Origin of the sequence: Caulobacter sp. BE264 (assembly GCF_031457805.1) — a bacterium.
Lineage (GTDB): Bacteria > Pseudomonadota > Alphaproteobacteria > Caulobacterales > Caulobacteraceae > Caulobacter.
In genome coordinates, this window is the sequence record NZ_JAVDXI010000008.1 from 73,951 (window position 1) to 94,415 (window position 20,465).

Genomic DNA, 20,465 nt, shown 5'->3' on the forward strand with positions numbered 1-20,465 from the left:
CCGCTGAAACCCTGCCCGGGGCGCTTGCCTCGGGCAGGGGATCACGGAGGGGTTTCGTCGACGCCTTCCTTCCGTTTCGGAGGTCTGCGACGGGGCTCGGTTACTCCTGCCAACTCTTTCACGCGCATCGTCCCTCATAACGGTGCGCGTTTTTCTTGGAGCGCGTGTCATGACCCTCTCCCGTCGAGACCTCCTCGCCGCCGGCGCCGCCAGCGCCCTGGCCGGTCCCGCCTTCGCCGCTCAGGGGCCCTCCCTGCGCGAGCTGGCGCAGGCCAAGGGGATCCTGTTCGGCAGCGCCGTTCCGGCCGGCCCGCGCGGCGCTACGACGGGTCCGTTCGAGGACGCCAAACACCGTGAGATCCTGGCCCGCGAGTGCGGCGTCCTGGTGCCCGAGAACGAGCTGAAATGGTACGTGGTGCGCGCCCGGGGGCCGCAATACTTCGACTTCGAGCGCGCCGACCGCATCGCCGAATTCGCCAAGGCCAACAACCAGGCCCTGCGCGGCCACACCCTGATCTGGCACCACCCGCAATGGTTCCCGGGCTGGGTGAAGGGCTACGACTTCGGGCCCAAGCCGGCCGAGGCGGCCGCCAAGATGGTCACCGAGCACATCCAGGCCCTGTGCCAGCGCTATCCGCAGATGGTTTCGTGGGACGTGATCAACGAGACGGTCGATCCGGCCGACGGCTCGATCCGCTCGACCTTCCTGTCCGACGCCATGGGCAAGGAAGCGGTGCTGGACCTGTCGTTCCACGTCGCCCGCGAGGCCGCGCCCAAGGCTCGTCTGGTCTACAATGACTATATGAGCCAGGAGGTCGGCAACGAGAAGCACCGCTACGGCGTGCTCAAGCTGCTGGAGGGCTTCAAGAAGCGCGGCACGCCGGTCGACGCGCTGGGGATCCAGAGCCACATCGGCGCCGAGAACGCCGACAGCTTCACCGGCTTTGGCAAGCCGCAGGAGAAGGAATGGACCGCCTTCCTGAACGACGTCACCGGCATGGGCTATGACCTGCTGATCACCGAGTTCGACGTCCACGACAAGGGCCTGCCCTACGACTTCGGCCCCCGCGACGCGGCGGTGGCGGCCTACGCCAAGGCCTTCCTCGACCAGATGCTCAGCTACCGCCAGACCAAGGAGGTCCTGGCCTGGGGCATGATCGACAAGTACTCGTGGCTGCAAGGCCAGTGGCTGCGCGAAGACAAGAAGCCCAAGCGCCCGACCCTCTACGACGACAACTACCAGCCCAAGCCACTGCGCGAAGCGATGGCGGCGGCGCTGAGGGCCGCGCCGGCGCGGTAGGGTTTTTGCGCCATCAAGAACCCGATCTCCCCGGCGAATGCCGGGGCCCAGATCGTAAAGCTCACGCAGTTCAAGGACGGCCTACACCCGGGATGCATCTGGGTCCCGGCATTCGCCGGGAAGGTCGGGAGGAGTAAAGCAGATGATCCGAACGGCAATGATCTTGACCCTGCTGGCCACCCCCGCGCTGGCGCCGCTCACAGCCCAGGCCGCGCCGCGAACCGCCCAGTTCAGCAACTTCGTCTATGAGGGCTCCGACCCGTCGGATGTCGTGAAGGCCGGCCCCGGCCAGTACCGCAACCCGGTCGTCCAGGGCTTCTATCCCGATCCCAGCGTGACGCGGGCGGGCAAGGACTTCTATCTGGTCAACTCGACCTTCGCCTGGTTCCCGGGGCTGCCGATCTTCCACTCCACTGACCTTGTCCATTGGGAGCAGATCGGCAACGCCATCGACCGTCCCGGCATGCTGGACTTCAAGCGCCTGGGCCTGTCGCGCGCGGTGTTCGCTCCGGCGATCCAGGAGCATCAGGGCACGTTCTACATCCTCAACACCTGCGTCGACTGCGGCGGCAACTACCTGATCACCGCCAAGGATCCGAAGGGGCCGTGGTCGGATCCGGTCTGGCTGCCCGACGTCGGCGGCATCGACTCGTCGATCTTCTTCGACGATGACGGCCGCGCCTGGATCCTCAACAATGACGAGCCGCCCGGTCCGGCCGAGTATTCGGGCCACCGCGCCATCTGGATCCGCGAGTATGACCAAAAGACCCAGAAGACCATCGGCCCGGCCAAGGTGCTGCTGGACAAGGGCGTGAACCCCGCCGCCAAGCCGATCTGGCCCGAGGGGCCGCACATCCTGAAGAAGGACGGCTGGTACTATCTGACCGCCGCCGAGGGCGGCACGGCGGAGGGCCACAGCCAGGTGGTGCTGCGGTCAAAGTCGGTCACTGGGCCTTATGTTCCGTATGCGGATAATCCGATCCTGACCCAGCGCGACCTGCCGCGCGACCGGGCGCTGCCGATCACCTCGGCGGGCCACGCCGACATCGTCGACACGCCCGACGGCAAGTGGTGGGCCACCTTCCTGGCCGTGCGCCCCTATGGCGATGACCTCTACAACACCGGCCGCGAGACCTTCCTGCTGCCGGTCGAGTGGAAGGACGGCTGGCCTGTGATCCTGGTGAACGGCAAGACCATCCCCTATGTCGCCGACGCGCCCAAGCTGCCGGCGCTGAAGACGACCCCGACCGCGGGCCCGTTCAGGGCGGCCGAGACGTTCTCTGGTCCCGAACTGCCCAAGAACTGGATGACCATGCGCATCCCCACCTCGCGCTGGTGGAGCGTCAAGGACGGGGCGCTGAGCCTGGAAGCCCGCAAGGACAGGCTGGGCGGCCACGAGCAGCCGTCGATCTGGGCCCGCCGCCAGCAGCACATGAACGCCAGCGCCAGCACCACCGTCCGCTTCGACCCCAAGGCCGACGGCGACAAAGCGGGTCTGGTGGCCGTGCAGAGCGACGATTTCTACTGGTTCGTGGGCCTGGCCCGCGCCGGCGGCCAGACCGTCGTCCGCGTCGAGAAGCGCACGGGCAAGGACGATCCGGTCGATGGCGTCGTGGTGGCGCAGGCGCCGGTGACCTTAAAGCCGGGCCAGGGCCTGGACCTGAAGATCGCCGTGCGCGGCGGGACCATGGACTTCGCCTACGCCGCCAAGCCGGGCCAGTGGGAGACGCTGAAGGCGGGCGCTGACGCGACGACCCTCAGCACCAAGGTGGCCGGCGGTTTCGTGGGGACCATGCTGGGCGTCTACGCCCACGGGGTGGAGGAGTAAGGGGGGGCTATAGGTTCCCTCTCCCAAAGGGAGAGGCCGGGGCCCGCCGCGAAGCGGTGGGAGGGAGAGGGGTTATGAGGTTTGACGGCGTGCCGGCGCTCCGTCTGGCGCGGTAACCCCTCTCCCCAACCCTCTCCCTGTGGGAGAGGGAGCCGGTTTCGCCTGCGAAACTTCTCGCCCTCACCGATATCGATAGAGCTTCACCCGCTGCGCCCCGAACTCGGTGGGCGGCAGGCGGATGTGCCGGCCCTGGTGGGTCTGGTCGCCGTTCAGCCAGCGGCCGTCGACCCACTGGCCGTTCTCGAAGCGCAGCTCGCGCACCGTCTCCAGGCCCACCGAGCCGTCCTTGGTGGCGACGGTCAGGGTGATGCCCCGGCCGGCGACGATGAATTCGTCCGGACCCGTATGGATAACCAAACCGCCATGGCTGGCATAGTCCTGGCTGTCCTTGGGCGTCCAGGGATCGACCACGGTCACCGTGAAGTCCCAGGGGCCGAAGCTGGCCCTGCGCGGCGTCAGGTCCACCGTCCCGTCATAGGCCACAGGCGCGCGAAAGCCGCGCATGGTCTTGCCGCCGTCGTGGGTGGTGATCAGGGGCGTCAGCTGCTCCAGCAGGCGATAGGCCGCGCCCAGAGTCTTCACGCCCTCGGGCGGCAGGTTCTCGATCGAGAAGGGCGAGAAGCCGATCGCGTCATGCTCGCCGATGGCCCAGAAGGCGTTGGCCGGAGCGGGCGGCTTGCCGGCCTGGTCGGCCTCGGGGATGAACAGCGGCTGGTCGGGCCGGTCGTACGGCGGCATCCACGCGGTGAAGTTGGGGTAGTAGATGTCCGGCGACAGCATGTCCAAGGACGGCGCGGCCGCGCGCCACAGGTCGATCAGGTGGGGCAGGGGACCAGCGCTGGGATAGCCGCCCGGAACCGCGCCCGGACGCGGCAGGGCCGCGTTGACGTACATCGGCAGGTCGTAGGCCTTCTTGCCGGCCGCCGTCAGCGCCTCGACAAAACGGCCGAAGGTCCAGGCCTGCCACAGCTCGTCGGTCGCGGCCGAGGCGCCGAACACCTCTTCCCAGGTCCCGGTCTTTTGGACGCCCAGCGCCTTGAGGGCGGCGGCCGGCACGGGCTTGTTAAAGTCCGCGTCGGCGGCCTTGGTGCGGTCGCGCGCCTCCGGCAGCATGCCGATCTCGTTCTCGACCTGGACCATCAGGACGGTGCGCTGCTGGCCGTCCACCGCCTTCAGGTGCGCCATCATCGCGGCGAAGGCCTTGGCGTCGGCGTCGCGGGTGGCCGGATAGGAGGCGCTGAGGATCTCCACCGCCTTGCCCTCTCCCGTGCGGGCGTAGGGGAAGCGGGCCGGATCGCGCTTCACCCAGGCCGGGGCGTAGGTCGACATGCTGTTCTTCCAGGCCCCGAACCACAGCAGAACCAGCCGCATGTCGTGGGCGCGGGCCTGCTGGATCATGCCGTCCAGCACCGTGAAGTCGAACTGGCCCTCGACCGGCTCGATCTGTTCCCAGGCGACCGGGGCCAGCACGGTGTTGAGGTTGGCGGCCTTCATCACCGCCCAGTGGCCCGACAGGTCCTTCAGGTCCGAGCTCGAGGAATTGCCCAGCTCGCCGCCCAGGATCAGGTAGGGCTTGTTGTTGACCAGCAGGCGATGGACGCCGTCGATCTTGGCGATCCGGGGGGCGGGCTCGGCGTGAGCGGACGCGGCGGCGGCGAGGCCCAGAAGCAGGGCGGCGAGGGGGGAGGCGAGGCAACGCATGACAAGGTCAGATGAGGGCTGCGCACTTGTAAGATCAATCCGGAAAATGGTGGGTCGGCGAAAAATGGTAGCGGTATCGGTGCGCCCCTTGCGTCCTTCGAGGCGCGCTCAGGTGCGCGCACCTCAGGATGAGGGGTTCAGCGACCGAGTTTCCTCATCCTGAAGTGCGAGCCGCAGGCGAGCCTCGAAGGACGCAGCGCGCCCCGCGCAACCCCCAATCCTGGGGGGTGTGCGGCTAACGGCGTTCCATGAGAGTTGCCGCAAAGCTTGTCCTGCCCCAAGCTTTGGATCGTATGCGCGTCTCGTCTCCCACCACCCTGTTGCTTGGCGTCGTGCTGCTGTGCGTGGCGACGGCGCTGGCCGGCGTGTGGATGGCGATCAGTCCGCCCTGGCTGGGCGCGAGTTTCCAGGCGCGGCCGGACGGCGCGGTCGTCATCGCCGAGCTTGTCCCGGATGGTCCGCTGGCGCGGGCCGGGGCCAGGGTTGGCGACCGGCTGGCGGGCGTCGGGGCCGACCTGACGGCGCCGCCGCTGCGGGCCGGCGACACGGGCGCCTTCGAACAGGCCCCGACCGAGCGCGCTCACCGGGATATGACCCGTCGGCAGGCCGCCTTCGCCGAGACCCTCTCGACGCGGCCGCTGACGCTGCGCCTGGCGGGCGCCGACGGGGTTCAGCGCGCGGTGACCCTGGACGACCGCGTGCGGCCGCTCAGCCGCCTGGGCGCGGAGTTCTGGGCCAACCTTGCCTTTGGCCTGATCGCCACCCTGATCGTCGGATGGGTGTGGGCGCTGCGGCCGCGGGACCTGGCCACTCAGCTCTTCGCCCTGACCGGTCTGTCGATGCTGGCCTTCACCTTCGGCTGGGCGGTCAACGCCAGCGTAGAGCTGGTCGCCGACGGGGCGATGGCGACGGGCGCGCACTGGCTGAACATGACCGGTGCGGTGGCCTATGGCGGGGCGATGATCGCTTTCTTCCTGGTCTATCCGACGAGGGTCACGCGACTTCCCGTGGCCTGGCTGGTCCCGCTTTGCGTCCTAACCTGGGCTGCAACGCCGCTCCTGCCCGGCAACCCCCCGCTGGAGAGCACGGGCCAGTCAGCGACCACGATCGAGATGGCCCTGATCATCGTCGCCATCGGCGTCCAGGCCTTGGCCAGCCGCAAGAACCCCGCCGCCATGGCCGCCGCCCGATGGCTTGGCCTGTCGGTGATCCTGGGGGCCGGCGCCTTCATCGGCAATGTGGCCCTGCCGATCGCCCTGGGGCGCGAGCCGTTCCTGGACAGCCGCTTTTCGCTGGGCTTCTTCGTCGTCATCTATGTCGGCATGGCCGTGGGCCTGCGTCGCTACCGGCTGTTCGAGCTGGACCAGTGGGCGTTCCGGATCCTGTTCTACATCAGCGCCGGCGCGGCCCTGCTGGCGCTGGACGGCCTGCTGATCACGGCCCTCGGCGCGGCGCCCAGCACGGCGCTGGGCCTGTCGCTGCTGGTCGTGGCCTTCGCCTATCTGCCGTTCCGCGACCTGCTGTGGCGGCTGACCATCGGCCGGCGGACGCTGAAGGAGCACGAGATGTTTGCCGCCGTCGCCCAGGTCGCCCTTGTCCATGACGTCGAGGCCCGGGCCAGGGCCTGGCGCGACCTGTTGGCCAAGGTCTATGAGCCGCTCGAGATCGCGCCCGGCCCGGCGGTGCGGGCGCGGGCCGAGATCCTGGAGGAAGGCGTGGGCCTCGGCTTGCCCGCCGCGGCCGGATCGAGCGCGCTGGACCTGCGCTTTCCTTTCCGGGGGCGGGGCCTGTTCGGCACGGCCCAGGCGCAGCTGGCGGATCAGCTGGTGGGTTTGCTGGCCCAGATTGAGCAGGGCCGCGACGCCTACGCCCGCGGCGTGGTCGAGGAGCGCCTGCGCATCGCTCGCGACCTGCACGACGACGTCGGCGCGCGGTTGCTGTCTGGCCTGCACCGCCATGACCTTTCCCAGACCCGCGAGGCCATGCGCGGCGCCATCGGCGACCTGCGCTCGATCGTCTCGGGCCTGTCGGGGCGCGACCTGCCGCTGGAGGCGGTGCTGGCCGACCTGCGCCACGAGACCGCCGAGCGCCTGGAGGCGGCGGGCATCGCCCTGGACTGGCCGCCGGTGGAGCTGGCCGACCCCGATCGCACCGCGCCCTACCGCGTCTACAAGAACCTGACCTCGGCCGTGCGCGAGGTGATCTCCAACGCCATCCGCCACGCCGGCGCGGCGAGGATCAGCGTCGAGGTGCAGGAGCGCGACGGGCGCCTGTCCGTCACGATCGCCGACGACGGCGTGGGTCTGCCAGACACGCCCGGCGGCCGCCGCAGCGGTCTTGCCAACCTGGAGCGTCGCCTGGGCGAGATCGGTGGCGAGGTCGAGATCCCGCCGGTCGACCAGGGCCTGACCATCCGTCTTTCCGCCCCGCTTGAGGTGAGCGCCGTCGCATGAGTTCTCCTGAAACCGCGCTTGTCCTGGAAGACCAGGCCGAGACCCGCGAGCACCTGCTGGCGGCCCTCTCTGAGGCCTTTCCGGGCGTGGTCGCGAGGGGCGCGGGGGATCTGGCCGAGGCGCGCTCGTTCCTCGACGGCGGCGGCCCGCCGGACCTGGCCCTGGTGGACCTGGCGCTGCCGGACGGGCGCGGCGTCGACTTCCTGCGCGATCTCGCCGAACGCTCGGGCGGCGCGACCCGCTCGGTGGTGGTGACGATCTACGCCGACGACGCCCACCTGTTCGACGCCATCGCGGCGGGGGCGGGCGGCTATCTCCTGAAGGACATGGGCCGCGAGGATCTCGTGCGTTATCTGCGCCGACTGGAGGCGGGCGAGACGCCGCTGTCGCCGGCCGTGGCGCGCCGCATGCTCGACTATTTCCGCGCCCGCCCCGCGCCCGTCGCCGAGGTCGAACCCGAGGCGGCCCTGACCCCGCGCGAAACCGAGGTGTTGCGGCTGATCGGCCGGGGCCTGCGCTCGGGCGAGGCGGCCAAGGTGATGGGCGTCACCGAGCTGACGGTGGCCGGCTATGTGAAGGCCATCTACCGCAAGCTCAACATCTGCTCGCGCGCCGAAGCGGCCCTGGAGGCGCAGCGGCGGGGGTTGGTCTGAAAATCCTCCCCCAGCGGGGGAGGTGTCGGACCGCAGGGACGACGGAGGGGGAAGAGGCGGGCTCAGTAAGCACCTCCCCCTCCGGCCTTCGGCCACCTCCCCCGCTGGGGGGAGGATTGAGCAGGGCGCGCAAATTTTCGCCGCGAAGTTCGGGTCAAGGATCGCTACGGTGCCGACACCGGAATCGAACCTCGAAAGACCCCATGCGCCTTCTTGCTTCCCTGGCCCTTACGGCCGCCCTCGCCGCCGGCGCCGCCCATGCGCAGGTCAAGCCGTCCGCCCCGCCGCAGCTGAACGCCGGCCCCTCGGCCGCCGCGACCGCCGGCAAGGCGTTCCTGGCCAACAACGCCAAGGCGCCGGGCGTCGTGACCCTGCCGTCGGGCCTGCAGTACAAGGTGATCGCCTCGGGCCCCAAGGACGGTCCCTCGCCGAAGCTGGGCGACATCATCAAGGTCAATTACGAGGGCAAGCTGCTGAACGGGCAGGTGTTCGACTCAAGCTTTGCGCGCGGAAAGGCCGCGATCATGCCCGCCGACGGCCTGATCCAGGGCTGGCTGGAGGCCCTGCCGCTGATGAAGGTCGGCGACGAGTGGACGCTCTTCATCCCGCCGGAACTGGGCTATGGCTCGCGCGATCTGGGCGAAATCCCGCCCGACAGCACGCTGATTTTCCGGCTGAAGCTGGAGGGGATGCTGTCGGTGGATTGATCTCAAATCCTCCCCCCAGCGGGGGAGGCGGCCGAAGGCCGGAGGGGGAAGCGACAAGGCCTCAGGACTTCCCCCTCCGTCGGCTTCGCCGACACCTCCCCCGCTAGGGGGAGGATTTTCTCTAAGCCTTCCGGCTCTTCATCAGCGGCTGGATCTTGGTCCCGAAGTCCTCGACCCCTTGCACGAAGTCGTCGAAGGTCAGCAGCACGCCGGCCGTGCCGGGGACCTCGGCGATCTCGTCCATCATGCGGGCGATGCTCTCATAGCTGCCCACCAGCGTGCCCATGTTAAGGTTCACCGCCGACTCCGGGGCGGCCAGCTGCTGGGTGTTGGTGGTCGCGCCGGCCTTGGCGTTGGGGGCGGCCTGCTGCGTCAGCCAGGCCAGAGCCTCCTGGTCCGCGCCGTCGCGGTACTTCTGCCACTTGGCCATCGCCTTCTCGTCGGTCTCGTCGGCGATGATCATGAAGAGAATGAAGGACTTGACGTCGCGGCCGGTCTTGGCGGCGGCGGCCTCCAGGCGGTGGTTCACCGAGGCGAAGGCGGTCGGGGTGTTGGTGCCCTTGCCCAGGGCGAAGCTGTAATCAGCGTACTGCGCCGTAAAGGCCAGGCCCTCGTCGGACGAGCCGGCGCAGATCAGCTTGGTCTCCTTCGGGTGCGGGCTGACCCGGCAGTCGTCCATCGTGAAGTACTTGCCCTTGAAGTCCGAGACGCCGGTCTCGAGCAGGTCCTTCAGCACGGTCGTGTATTCGGCCAGGTAGTTGTAGCGGTCGGTGTAGTGCGCCTCGCCGGGCCACAGGCCCATCTGCGAATACTCGGCCTTCTGCCAGCCGGTGACCAGGTTCACGCCAAAGCGGCCCGGCGCGATCGAGTCGATGGTCGAGGCCATGCGCGCCACGATCGCCGGCGGGATGGTCAGGGTGGCGACGGTGGCGAAGATCTTGATCTTGCTGGTCACTGCGGCCAGGCCCGCCATCAGGGTGAAGCTCTCCAGATTGTGCTCCCAGAACTGGGTCTTGCCGCCGAACCCGCGCAGCTTGATCATCGAGAGCGCGAAGTCGAAGCCGTACGTCTCGGCCTTCTGGGTGATCTCCTTGTTGAGCTCGAAGCTGGGCATGTACTGCGGCGAGGTCTCGGAGATGAGCCAGCCGTTGTTGCCGATGGGAATGAAGACGCCGACCTGCATGGAGTGTTGACCTTCTAGGAAATTGAGTTGCTCCCCCGTGTCACGGGGGAGCTGTCGCGGAGCGACTGAGGGGGCGTTCTGGACGTTCGCCGCGCTGGCCCCCTCCGGCCCTTTGGGCCACCTCCCCCGCATCGCGGGGGAGGAACGGAAATCACGTCCCCTCCAGGAACGTCACCAGACCCTCGTTGAAGGTCTCGGGATCGGTGACGGTGAAGCCGTGCCCGCCCCAGGCGACCTGCTGGAAGTCGGCGTTGGGCAGGCGGCCGGCCAGGCGCTGGGAGCAGAGCATCGGCACCAGCATGTCGTCGGCGCTGGCGCTGATCAGCACTCGATGGGTGATCTCGTCCAGCCGCTCGTCGATGTCGAAGGCTAGGAGGGCGTTGATCCGCGCCAGCATCACCTCGCGCGGCGGGAAACCAGCCACATGGTGGGCCTCCTCGGCCATCAGCCGGGTGTGGTTCCGCGAGATCCAGTCGGCCGGATAGAGGAAGATCGGCTGGGCGTGGACGTAGGCCTCCGGGCCCGTGTCGTTCAGCAGATGGATGCGGGTGTCGAAGCAGCGCTTGATGTGCGGATCGGGCCGGCTCCAGCCGTTGACCACCACCAGCTTGGCGAGGCGGTCGGGATGGTCCAGCGCCAGTTGCAGCCCGGCGTTGCCGCCGGCCGCGTGGCCGACCACGTGGGCCTTGGCCAGGCCCAGGGCGTCCATGACCTTGACCATGTCCTCGGCCATGTGGGCGAGCGTGTAGTGCGGCGGCAGTTCGCGGACGCTACGCCCCGTGCCGCGATGGTCGTAGGTGACCACCGGCCAGCGTGCGGTGAGGGCCTGCATCTGCGGCGCCCAGAACGCCCCCGAGCCGCCCAGGCCTGACGACAGCAGCACGACCTCGCGGCCGGCGATTGGTCCGCCGTGGAGCTCGTAGTGCAGGCCGTCGACCGTTCCGCTGGTCATGCGGGCTACTTCTTGCCGATGTGCGCCACGGACGCGATCTCGACCACGAAGCCGGGCTTCACCAGGCCGCACTGGATGCAGTAGCGGGCCGGTTTGTCGCCGGGGAAGTACTCGGCGTAGACCTTGTTCATCGGCGCGTAGTGGACCCAGTCGGTCAGGAAGATGTGGTTCATGGTCACGTCCTCCATCGTGCCGCCGGCGGTCTCGATCACCGACTTGATGGTCTCCAGCACCTGGCGGGTCTGGGCCTCGGCGTCGCCGGGGAAGGCGACGTTGTTGTCCTTGTCGAAGGCCAGGGTGCCGCTGACATAGACGACCCCGTCGGCCATCGTGCCGGGCGAGAAGGGGGCGATGGGCGTCTGGGTCCCGGGCGGGGTGATGACGGTCTTGGGCATGGGGGCTTCCCTTTCTGGTTTAGGCCCTGCGTCCTTCGAGGCCCGCTCAGGAGCGGGCGCCTCAGGATGAGGTGTTCAGTACGGCTTGCTCATGCTTCCTCATCCTGAGGTGCGAGCCGAAGGCGAGCCTCGAAGGACGCACGGAGGCTCATGGCGGCGCCAGCTGGCCGAACGTCCCCTTGAAGTCCGCCGTCGTCGACACCCAGCCGAAGAAGGTCTCGATGTTGAACATGGCGGCCTTCTGGACGAAGTCGGGGCCCGCCTGGTGGGTGGCGTCCTCCAGCACGGTTCCGAAATATTCCAGCATGAAGCCGTCGCGCAGGGTCGACTCCACGCAGACGTTGGTGGCGATGCCGGTGAAGACCAGATGCCGGATCCCGCGCGCCCGCAGCACGCTGTCCAGCTGGCTGTTGAAGAAGCCCGAATAGCGGGTCTTGTGCAGGCGGATGTCGCCCGGCTGGGGCGTCAGCTCATCGACCAGCTCATAGTCCCACTGGCCCCGCGCCAAGAGCTTGCCCTGCAGCTCGGGCCGGGCGCGCATGGTCTTGAGGGCGTTCGATTTCCACCAGTTGGGCGAGCCGGGGCCGCCGGCTTCCACATACTGGTCGTCCCAGCCGTTCTGGAAGTAGATCACCGTCATCCCGGCGCTGCGGGCCACCTCCAGCACGCCCTTGATCTCGTGGATCACCTTGGCCGCGCCCGAGATGTCGAAGCCGGCCAGGTCCAGATAGCCGCCGGGCGAGGCGTAGGCGTTCTGCATGTCGATGACGATCACCGCGGTGGTCTTCGGGTCCACCGGCAGGGGCTCGGGCCGCGCCGGCAGCATGACGGCGTTGGGCGACAGCGGGGTGATCGGAGAACTCATCGTCACGGCGCCTTGTGATTTCTAAGAGGCATGGAATACCATCTCGCGTAACGTTGCAATCCGAACCGTTCGGTCCAAGTTTGACCAAATGGTCCAGATTTGAGGGCTCATGGCCGACCCGATCGCCAAGACCGTCAAGCCGCTGCGCGGGGGCGCCGCGCGTCCGGCCGCCAAGCGGGGCACGGGCGCCCGCAAGCTGGTCAAGGCCGCCCAAAGCGTGGGCGAAGCCGGGGATGCGGCAGCGGCCGAAGGCGCCCGTCCGCCGGGGCGGCGAGAACGGGCCGGCGAGGCGCGCCGCGCCGCGATCCTCAAGGCCGCTCTGGCCGTCTTCGCGCGCCTCGGACCCGACGGCGCCAGCGTCGAGGCCATCGCCCAGGCGGCGGGGGTCTCCAAGCCCAACCTGCTGTACTACTACCCGTCCAAGGACGCCCTCTACCTGGCGGTGCTGGAGCAGGGGCTGGCGCTGTGGCTCTCGCCGCTGGGCCGCTTCACCGAGGCCGACGATCCGGCCGAGGCCATCGGCGCGTTGATCGCCGCCAAGCTGGAGATGAGCCGCGACCATCCCGAGGTCTCGCGCCTGTTCGCCCTGGAGATGCTGCGGGGCGCGCCCCTGCTCAAGCCGGTGCTGGCCGGACCCCTGAAGGCTGTGTTCGACGCCAAGTGCGCGGTGGTCGGCGCCTGGGTCGCGGCGGGCAAGCTGGCGGCGGTCGATCCGCCGCATCTGATCTTTGCGGTCTGGGCCCTGACCCAGCACTACGCCGACTTCGCCGTGCAGGTCCGGGCTCTGACCGGCAAGACCCTGACCGATCGGGCCTTCATGGAAGAGACCCGAGACGCCGTCACCGCGCTGGTGCTGCGCGGCGCCCTGCCGTGACGATGCGCGCCTGCGTCCACGCGTCACGTGTCGGCGCGCGCTCAAAGAGCGCAGGGTGAAACCCATGGGGCGGGGACTTCTAACGACGGCGCTGGAGGCGCGGCCGAACCGGCTGATCTTTGGGATCGTCAGCGCGGCCGCCGTGCTCGTGCTGGTCTCGGTGCTGGGCGCCCTGGCCCTGATGCTGCAGGCCGCGCGGCAGGTCGACCGCACCGACGCCGCCGACGACGCAGCCCTGGCCAGCCGCACCATCTCGCGCACCCTGGACCGGATGGAGCGCGAGCTGACCTCGGCCACCGTCTGGGACGCGGCCTATGAGGCCATGGGCGCGACCATCGACGCCGAATGGGCCGACACCAACTTCGGCAGCTACTACCACGACCAGTTTGGACACGACCTGACCTTCGTGATGCGCGAAACGCAGGTCGTGTACGCGGCGAAGAACGGCGTGCGGTCCGATCCCGGCGCGCTCAACGGATTTCCCGACGCCGTCGCCCGCTATGTGGCCGACATCACGGGCAAGGCGCGCTGGGCCCGGCGCGCAGGCCGGCTGAGCACGGCGGGCGAAGTGACGCGCACGGGCCTGCTTCGCATCGATGGCGCGACCTACCTCGTGGCCCTGGCGTCGGTGACCCCCGAAACCGCCGGGGTTGCGGCCCGTTACGCCGGAACGCCCGTCGTCGTCGTCTCCGCGCGCCAATTGAACGCCGCGTTCATCCAACAACTGGCGGCGGACTTGGGACTCAAGGGTTTGGCGCTGCTGGACCAGCCCCCCAAGCGTGGCCCCAGCACGCGCCTGATGGACATGCAGGGCGCGTCGATCGGCGCCCTGGCCTGGTCGCCGCAAAACCCGGGCCTGTCGCTGATCCGCAGCATCGCGCCCTGGATCATCATCGGCTTTATCGTGCTGGCTGTCGCCGGGGCCGTGCTGATGCAGCGGGTCGCCGAGGCGCTGGCCAAGATGGAGGCCGCGCGTCTGGCCCTGATCGCCGCCAAGGAGGCCGCCGAGGCCGCCGACGCCGCCAAGACGCGCTTCCTGGCCAATATGAGCCACGAGGTCCGCACGCCCCTGAACGGCGTGCTGGGCATGGCCCAGGTGATGGCCGCCGACACCCTTTCCGAGCCGCAGGCCAAGCGTCTGCGGATCCTCGAGGAATCCGGCCGGGCGCTGCTGGCCCTGCTGAACGACATCCTCGACATCGCGCGGCTGGAGCACGGCGGCGTGCGCCTGAGGTCGGAGATGTTCGACCTCGCCGCGCTGGTCGACGCGTCCTGCGCTGCGTTCTCGGGCGCAGCCGCCGCCAAGGGGCTGCAGCTGACGGTCGATCTCGATCCGGCGCTACGCGGGCGCTGGACGGGCGATCCGGTGCGGCTGCGCCAGGTGCTGGGCAATCTGGTGGCCAATGCGGTCAAGTTCACCGAGGAGGGTTCGGTCACCGTCCGGGTGCGGCGCGCCGGCAAGGGCGGTCTGCGGTTCGAGGTTGAGGACACCGGCGTCGGCATCGCCCCCGAGCACTTGCCGAACCTCTTCAAGACCTTCTCCCAGGTCGACTCCTCGCTGACCCGTTCGCATGAGGGGGCCGGCCTGGGCCTGGCCATCTGTCGGGAGCTGGTCGAGCTGATGAGCGGGACGATCGGCGTGCATTCGACGCTTGGAGAGGGCTCGTGCTTCTGCTTCACCGTCCCCCTGAATCAGGCCGCCGGGGACAAGCCCGCCCTGCGTGTCGTGGGCTAGGCCGGCGCCTGCTTCGCGCGCAACCGGACGCTCCGGGCGCCGATAATTCGGCGCGTTGTCGCAAAGCTCCGCCATAGCGCCGCGCCGGGACTCGCGCCCGTCGGCCCGCCCATGCGCCCCTGAGTCCGCACCGCCTGTACGGCGGTTCGTGGGGATCAAGTTTCATGCAATCGGGCGCTCGCACGCCGACCCGGCGTCAGCTTCTTTCCGCCATCGCCAAGGGCGGCGGCACGGCGGCCCTCTATCAGGCCATGACCTCTCTGGGCCACGCGGCCGAGACGCGTTTTCCCGGCCCGCCCAACCTGCAGGGCGCGCGGCCGGGCGCCAGCGTCATCGTGCTGGGCGCGGGCCTGGCGGGCCTGCTGGCGGCCTATGAACTGCGCAAGGCCGGCTACAAGGTCACCATCCTGGAGTTCCAGAACCGGGCCGGCGGCCGCAACTGGTCCCTCCGTGGCGGCGACACCTACACCGAGCTGGGCGGCGCGACCCAGAAGGTTGGCTACGCCGCCGGCAACTACTTCAATCCCGGTCCCTGGCGTATTCCCCACCACCACCGGACCCTGCTGCACTACTGCAAGCAGTTCGGCGTGGCCCTGGAGCCGTTCATCCAGTTCAATCATTCGGGCTGGGTCCACTCGTCGCAGGCGTTCGGCGGCAAGCCGGTGCGCTTCAACGCCGCCGCCGCCGACTTCGAGGGCAATATCGCCGAGCTGCTGGCCAAGTCGGTCAACGCCAAGGCTCTGGACGACGCGGTCACCCCGGAAGACCGCGACCGCCTGCTCGAAGCCCTCAAGGGCTGGGGCATGCTGGACAAGGACTACAAGTACCTCGCCTCGCTGCGGGCCTCCTCGCACCGGGGCTTCAAGCGGCCCGGCGGCGGCGGGGTGGACGGCGCGCCGATCCCGTCGGACGACCTCTACAGCCTGCACGACGTGCTGGACCCGCAGGTCTGGACCTCGATGGGCTTCTTCATGAACCACGAGATGCAGACCACCATGTTCCAGCCGGTGGGCGGCATGGACATGATCGGCAAGGCCTTCGCCCAGCAGGTTGAGGGCCTGATCACCTACAACGCCAAGGTCAGCAAGATCGCCCAGGACGACAAGGGCGTGGTCGTCACCTACGCCGACACCGTCACGGGCAAGGTCACAGAGGCCAAGGGCGACTGGTGCGTCTGTACGATTCCGCTCGGGATCCTCGGTCAGATGGACCTGGCTGTGACCGACGAGATGATGGCCGCCATCAAGGCCGTGCCCTATTCGGGCCAGGTCAAGATGGGCCTGGAGATGAACCGCCGCTTCTGGGAGGAGGACGACTTCATCTACGGCGGTCACAGCTTCACCGACCAAGAGATCGGCCTGATCTCCTATCCCAACAACAACATGTTCCAGGACGGTCCGGCCGTGCTGCTGGGGGCCTTCGCCCGCGACCTCGGCGCCTTCCGCCTGGCCGGCATGACGCCCGAGCAGCGGATCGAGGTGGCCCTGGCGCAGGGCTCGGTGATCCATCCTGCGAGCTACCGCAAGGAGTTCCGCACCGGCGCCTCTGTGGCCTGGAGCCGCGTGCCCTGGACGCTGGGCTGCTGCGCCCGCTGGAACGAGGAGACGCGCAAAGAGCACTACCAGACCCTGGTGGCCATGGACCGCCGGATCGTCCTGGCCGGCGAGCACGCGTCCTACGTCGGCTGCTGGATGGAAGGGGCGCTGCTGTCGTCCCTGGACGCCATCACCCGCCTGCACAAACGCGCCCTGAGCGCCTGATCGGGAGCCCTGACATGCGTAAGCTTCTTCTGCTGACGGCGACCCTGATGGCCGCCCCTGCCTTCGCACAAGATTCGGCCGGCGGCGTGGTGCGGGTCGAAAAGCCGGTCACCGGCGAGCAGGTCTATGGCGCGGTCTGCCAGGCCTGCCACATGGCCGACGCCAAGGGCGCGGTCGGGGCGGGGACCATTCCGGGCCTCGCCTCAAACCCCAAGCTGGCCGGGGCGGCCTATCCGATCATGGTCGTGGCGCGCGGGCAGGGGGCCATGCCCGGCTTCGCCGGCACGCTCAGCAACGCCCAGATGGCCGAGGCGGTGACCTATGTCCGCACCCACTTCGGCAACAACTACGCCAAGCCGGTGACGGAGGCGGATGTGGCCAAGTTCGCCAAGCCGCCGAGCGCTGGGGGGCACTGAGGGGGGCTGAAACAAATCCTCCCCCTAGCGGGGGAGGTGGTCGCGCAGCGACCGGAGGGGGAAGTGCTGCTGAGCTTGCCGCTTCCCCCTCCGTCGCCCCTTCGGGTCGACACCTCCCCCGCTGGGGGGAGGATTTCCTAAACCTTCACCACCCCATCGACCCGCCGCACCACGCCCAGCGGGTTCTCGGTCTTCAGCTCCGCCGGTAGCAGGGCTTCGGGCAGGTTCTGGTAGCTGACCGGACGCAGGAACCGCGCAATCGCCAGCGTGCCCACCGAGGTCGTGCGGCCGTCGCTGGTCGAGGGGAACGGGCCGCCGTGGACCATGGCGTGGGCCACCTCGACGCCGGTGCCGAAACCGTTGACCAGGATGCGGCCGGCCTTCAGCTCCAGCGCGGGCAAGAGGGCGGCGGCGATCCCATGGTCGGCCTCGTCCAGGTGGATGGCGATGGTCAGCTGGCCCTCCAGCGCGGCGATGACCGCCTCAAGCTCGGCCTGGTCCGCGCAGCCCACCACCAGCGAGGCCGCGCCGAACACTTCCTCGTGCAGGTGCGGATTGGCCAGGAAGTCGCCGGCCTTGACGCTGAACAGCGCCGCCTGCCCGGTGTGGCTGTGCTCGGGGCCGGTCTGGCCGCGCGCGACGGTGGTCACTTCCTTGGCGTCGGTCAGGGCCGCGACCCCGTGGGCGAAGGCCTGGCAGATGCCGGGCGTCAGCATGACCGAGGCCGGAGCCGCCTCGACCGCCTTCCCGGCGGCCGCGACGAAGGCGTCCAGCTCGGGGCCGTCGATGGCCAGGATCAGGCCGGGATTGGTGCAGAACTGGCCAGCCCCCAGGGTCAGGGCGGCCACGAAGTCCGGCGCGATCTTGTCGGCCCGGGCCTTCAGGGCGGCGGGCAGCAGGATCACCGGATTGATGCTGCTCATCTCGGCGTAGAACGGGATCGGCTCGGGGCGGCCCTGGGCGATGGCCAGCAAAGCGAGGCCCCCGCGGCGCGAGCCGGTGAAGCCGGCGGCCTTGATCCTCGCGTCGGCGACCAGGGCCTGGCTGACCTCATAGCCGCTGTCGTGCATCATCGAGAACACGCCCGGGTGCAAGCCGCAGGCGGCGACGGCGGCCTGGATGGCGCGGCCGACCAGCTCCGAGGCGCCGGGATGGGCGGGGTGGGCCTTGACGATCACCGGGCAGCCGGCCGCCAGGGCCGAGGCCGTGTCGCCCCCGGCCACCGAGAAGGCCAGCGGGAAGTTCGACGCCCCGAACACCGCCACCGGGCCCAGCGGCACGTTGCGCAGGCGAAGGTCAGGGCGCGGCAGGGGCTTGCGCTCGGGCAGGGCGGGATCGATCCGCGCTTCGAGGAAGCCGCCGTCGCGCAGCACGCTGGCGAACAGGCGCAGCTGGCCGACGGTGCGGCCCCGCTCGCCCTCCAGGCGCGGACGCGGCAGGCCGGTCTCGGCCATGGTGCGGACGATCAGCTCGTCGCCGATGGCCTCGATGTGCTCGGCGATCGACTCCAGGAACCGGGCGCGGGTCTCGTAGGGCAGGGACCGGTAGGGTCCGAACGCCTGCGCGGCCAGGGCGCAGGCGGCCTCGACATCGGCCTTGGTCGCGCCGCCGAACGCCGGCTCCAGGGTCTCGCCGGTAGCCGGATTGACGCCCTTGATCTCGCCGTGGGTTCCGAAGCGACGCTCGCCGCCGATCAGAAGCTCGCCCGTCAAATGCGCCATGGTCGTCCTGCTGGTTAGGGTGTGGAGCCGCTATATGGGAGCGCTAACATGACATGTCCATGCGCGCAGGGGCCAGGATAGCCAATCGATGACCCCCGCAGGGCGGGTTTTTGTGGTGAGCCGACGCCGTCGGCGGCCCCCGCACGGGGATTGGCGCGTCTGAATGCTCTGAATAGCCGAGACGAAAGCGCGCAAATTCAGGGACTTGTCACTTTTACGCGCCCGCCAATCATCCGCGCCCGCTGGCGCCGTATCTTTGTGTCATGGCCGGAAGAAGCGACGAGGTCCGGGACTGGAGCGCGACGCTGCAGACCCGCCTCCAGGCGAAGATGGACTCGCTCATCGCCGCCTTCGAAATCTCCACCGACCCCGCCGAACGCGCCCAGATCGAGAAGGACGCCCGCGCCTGCGGCGTCTTCGCGCGATCGACCAAGGCGGTGGCCACGATGGTCCCTGAGTCCAAAGCCAAACCCGGCGCCGACGAGGCGGCCGATGACGACGAGGCTTCCATGCATGACGGCATACCCGACGACCCCGAAGAACTTCAGGCCGCTCTTGTCGCCCGCTTTACTCGCTTTGCTGAGCTGCTCGAACTCAAACGCAGAGATGATGAGGGCGCTGGCGACGGTGGTGGCGACCTTGGAGAAGGAGGATCAACAGCGCCTCCTTAGCGCGGCCCTGGCGGAGGCGCTCAGGCACCAGGTCGCCCCGCCCTTCCAGCCCTGGTCCACTTGGCTGATGCTGGGCGGGCGAGGCGCGGGCAAGACCTTCGCCGGGGCGCGCTGGATCACTTGGAACGCCATGGCCTATCCGAGCCAGGCGCTGATCGGTCCCACTCTGCACGACGTCCGCGAAGTGATGATCGAGGGCGTGTCTGGCCTCAAGGCCATGGGCGGACCCGTGTTCCGCCCCCGCTGGGAAGCCTCGCGCCGGCGCCTGGTCTGGCCCAACGGCGCGGTCGCCTACGCCTTCTCGGCCGAGGATCCGGAGTCCCTGCGCGGGCCGCAGTTCCACGCCGCCTGGGCCGATGAGTTCTGCGCCTGGCCCAAGCCCGGCGAAACCCTGGCCATGCTGCGCTTTGGCCTGCGGCTGGGCGAGGATCCGCGTCTGGTGGTGACCACCACGCCCAAGCCGCATCGGGCGCTCAAGACCCTGATGGCCGAGCCCGGCGTCGCCCTGACCCGCGCCGGAACCCACGCCAACGCCGGCAACCTGGCGCCCACCTTCCTGCGGACGCTGGAGAGCCTCTACGGCGGCACCCGGCTGGCGGCCCAGGAGCTGGACGGCGTCGTGGTCGAGACCGACGGCGGCCTCTTCCGCGCCGAGGACCTGGCGCGATGCCGGGCCGCGCGCCCGGCGCGCCTGGACCGCGTGGTCGTGGCCGTCGACCCGCCCGCCACCGCCACGGGCGACGCCTGCGGCATCGTGGTCGTGGGCCGCCGCGACGACCGCGCCTTCGTGCTGGCCGACGAGACCGCGCGGGGCCTCTCGCCCGCCGGCTGGGCGGGGAGGGCGGTGAAGGCCGCCCGCACCTGGACCGCCGACGCCCTCGTGGCCGAGGCCAACCAGGGCGGCGACATGGTCCGCTCGGTCCTGGCCCAGGCCGACCCGCCCTGCCGGGTGAAACTGGTGCGGGCCTCGGTGGGCAAACGCGCGCGGGCCGAGCCGGTGGCGGCCCTGTACGAACAGGGCCGCGTCCTGCACTGCGGGGCGTTCGCGGCGTTGGAGGAGGAGCTGATGGCGCTTGGCTCCGGCGACCTGGAACACAGCCCCGACCGCGCCGATGCGCTGGTCTGGGCGGTGAGTGAGCTGATGCTGGGGGCGGAGCGGCGGCCGAGGCTTAGGACGCTGTGAGGGCGGCG

17 protein-coding genes and 1 pseudogene are annotated in these 20,465 nt (G+C 69.4%); 10 read left to right on the forward strand and 8 right to left on the reverse strand.

Going from position 1 to position 20,465, the window contains the following annotated elements:
- The first annotated feature begins 142 nt into the window (after window positions 1–142).
- Together J2X45_RS17745 and J2X45_RS17750 are read left to right on the forward strand one after the other, a co-directional pair.
- Window positions 143–1,300: an endo-1,4-beta-xylanase gene (locus J2X45_RS17745; protein WP_310217484.1), complete on the forward strand. Its 1,158-nt coding sequence runs from the start codon at window positions 143–145 to the stop codon at window positions 1,298–1,300.
- Window positions 1,301–1,442: 142 nt separating this feature from the next.
- On the forward strand, window positions 1,443–3,128 hold the full coding sequence (locus J2X45_RS17750) for a glycoside hydrolase family 43 protein (RefSeq protein WP_310217485.1): 1,686 nt from the start codon (window positions 1,443–1,445) through the stop codon (window positions 3,126–3,128).
- Between the two features lie 7 nt (window positions 3,129–3,135).
- Here the strand turns inward: J2X45_RS17750 and J2X45_RS17755 are convergent, their stop codons facing one another.
- Entirely contained in the window at window positions 3,136–3,312 is a 177-nt protein-coding gene (locus J2X45_RS17755; RefSeq protein WP_404980109.1) for a hypothetical protein, read from the reverse strand.
- Window positions 3,309–4,889: a DUF5597 domain-containing protein gene (locus tag J2X45_RS17760; RefSeq protein ID WP_404980110.1), complete on the reverse strand. Its 1,581-nt coding sequence runs from the start codon at window positions 4,887–4,889 to the stop codon at window positions 3,309–3,311. The genes J2X45_RS17755 and J2X45_RS17760 overlap by 4 nt, the downstream gene beginning before the upstream one ends.
- Before the next feature lie 293 nt (window positions 4,890–5,182).
- Here J2X45_RS17760 and J2X45_RS17765 point away from each other — a divergent pair, with 293 nt between their 5' ends.
- Complete coding sequence (locus tag J2X45_RS17765) at window positions 5,183–7,342, forward strand: ATP-binding protein (protein ID WP_310217488.1); 2,160 nt, start codon at window positions 5,183–5,185, stop codon at window positions 7,340–7,342.
- Window positions 7,339–7,995, forward strand: a complete 657-nt coding sequence (locus J2X45_RS17770) for a response regulator transcription factor (protein WP_310217490.1) — start codon at window positions 7,339–7,341, stop codon at window positions 7,993–7,995. The genes J2X45_RS17765 and J2X45_RS17770 overlap by 4 nt, the downstream gene beginning before the upstream one ends.
- A 7-nt stretch (window positions 7,996–8,002) precedes the next feature.
- Here the strand turns inward: J2X45_RS17770 and J2X45_RS17775 are convergent.
- A pseudogene (locus J2X45_RS17775) lies at window positions 8,003–8,153 on the reverse strand (hypothetical protein); the annotation flags it as partial.
- Between the two features lie 45 nt (window positions 8,154–8,198).
- On the opposite strand from J2X45_RS17775, the gene J2X45_RS17780 reads away from it, so the two are divergent.
- Window positions 8,199–8,702, forward strand: a complete 504-nt coding sequence (locus tag J2X45_RS17780) for an FKBP-type peptidyl-prolyl cis-trans isomerase (protein ID WP_310217493.1) — start codon at window positions 8,199–8,201, stop codon at window positions 8,700–8,702.
- Window positions 8,703–8,823: 121 nt separating this feature from the next.
- Here the strand turns inward: J2X45_RS17780 and rutA are convergent, their stop codons facing one another.
- From rutA to rutB, 4 genes are all read right to left on the reverse strand, one after another.
- Window positions 8,824–9,885, reverse strand: coding sequence for a pyrimidine utilization protein A (rutA, locus tag J2X45_RS17785; RefSeq protein WP_310217497.1), 1,062 nt, complete (start codon window positions 9,883–9,885; stop codon window positions 8,824–8,826).
- A 151-nt stretch (window positions 9,886–10,036) separates the two neighbouring features.
- A complete protein-coding gene (gene rutD / locus J2X45_RS17790; protein WP_310217499.1) occupies window positions 10,037–10,837 on the reverse strand; it encodes a pyrimidine utilization protein D in 801 nt (266 codons plus the stop codon).
- 5 nt (window positions 10,838–10,842) lie between these two features.
- Complete coding sequence (rutC, locus tag J2X45_RS17795; RefSeq protein WP_310217501.1) at window positions 10,843–11,232, reverse strand: pyrimidine utilization protein C; 390 nt, start codon at window positions 11,230–11,232, stop codon at window positions 10,843–10,845.
- Window positions 11,233–11,380: 148 nt separating this feature from the next.
- Window positions 11,381–12,097, reverse strand: coding sequence for a pyrimidine utilization protein B (rutB, locus tag J2X45_RS17800; RefSeq protein ID WP_310217503.1), 717 nt, complete (start codon window positions 12,095–12,097; stop codon window positions 11,381–11,383).
- A gap of 109 nt (window positions 12,098–12,206) precedes the next feature.
- On the opposite strand from rutB, the gene rutR reads away from it, so the two are divergent.
- From rutR to J2X45_RS17820, 4 genes are all read left to right on the forward strand, one after another.
- Entirely contained in the window at window positions 12,207–12,971 is a 765-nt protein-coding gene (rutR, locus tag J2X45_RS17805; RefSeq protein ID WP_310217505.1) for an HTH-type transcriptional regulator RutR, read from the forward strand.
- A gap of 64 nt (window positions 12,972–13,035) precedes the next feature.
- A complete protein-coding gene (locus tag J2X45_RS17810; RefSeq protein WP_310217509.1) occupies window positions 13,036–14,706 on the forward strand; it encodes an ATP-binding protein in 1,671 nt (556 codons plus the stop codon).
- A 134-nt stretch (window positions 14,707–14,840) separates the two neighbouring features.
- Window positions 14,841–16,466 (forward strand): flavin monoamine oxidase family protein, encoded by a 1,626-nt coding sequence (locus tag J2X45_RS17815; protein ID WP_310217730.1) that lies wholly within the window; start codon window positions 14,841–14,843, stop codon window positions 16,464–16,466.
- Window positions 16,467–16,480: 14 nt separating this feature from the next.
- Window positions 16,481–16,882 (forward strand): cytochrome c, encoded by a 402-nt coding sequence (locus tag J2X45_RS17820; RefSeq protein WP_310217512.1) that lies wholly within the window; start codon window positions 16,481–16,483, stop codon window positions 16,880–16,882.
- A gap of 137 nt (window positions 16,883–17,019) precedes the next feature.
- On the opposite strand, the gene J2X45_RS17825 is transcribed toward J2X45_RS17820, so the two are convergent.
- Entirely contained in the window at window positions 17,020–18,603 is a 1,584-nt protein-coding gene (locus J2X45_RS17825) for an aldehyde dehydrogenase (NADP(+)) (RefSeq protein WP_310217513.1), read from the reverse strand.
- A 150-nt stretch (window positions 18,604–18,753) separates the two neighbouring features.
- Between J2X45_RS17825 and J2X45_RS17835 the strand changes: the two genes are divergently transcribed.
- Entirely contained in the window at window positions 18,754–20,457 is a 1,704-nt protein-coding gene (locus J2X45_RS17835; protein ID WP_404980111.1) for a DNA-packaging protein, read from the forward strand.
- Window positions 20,458–20,465 lie beyond the last annotated feature (8 nt).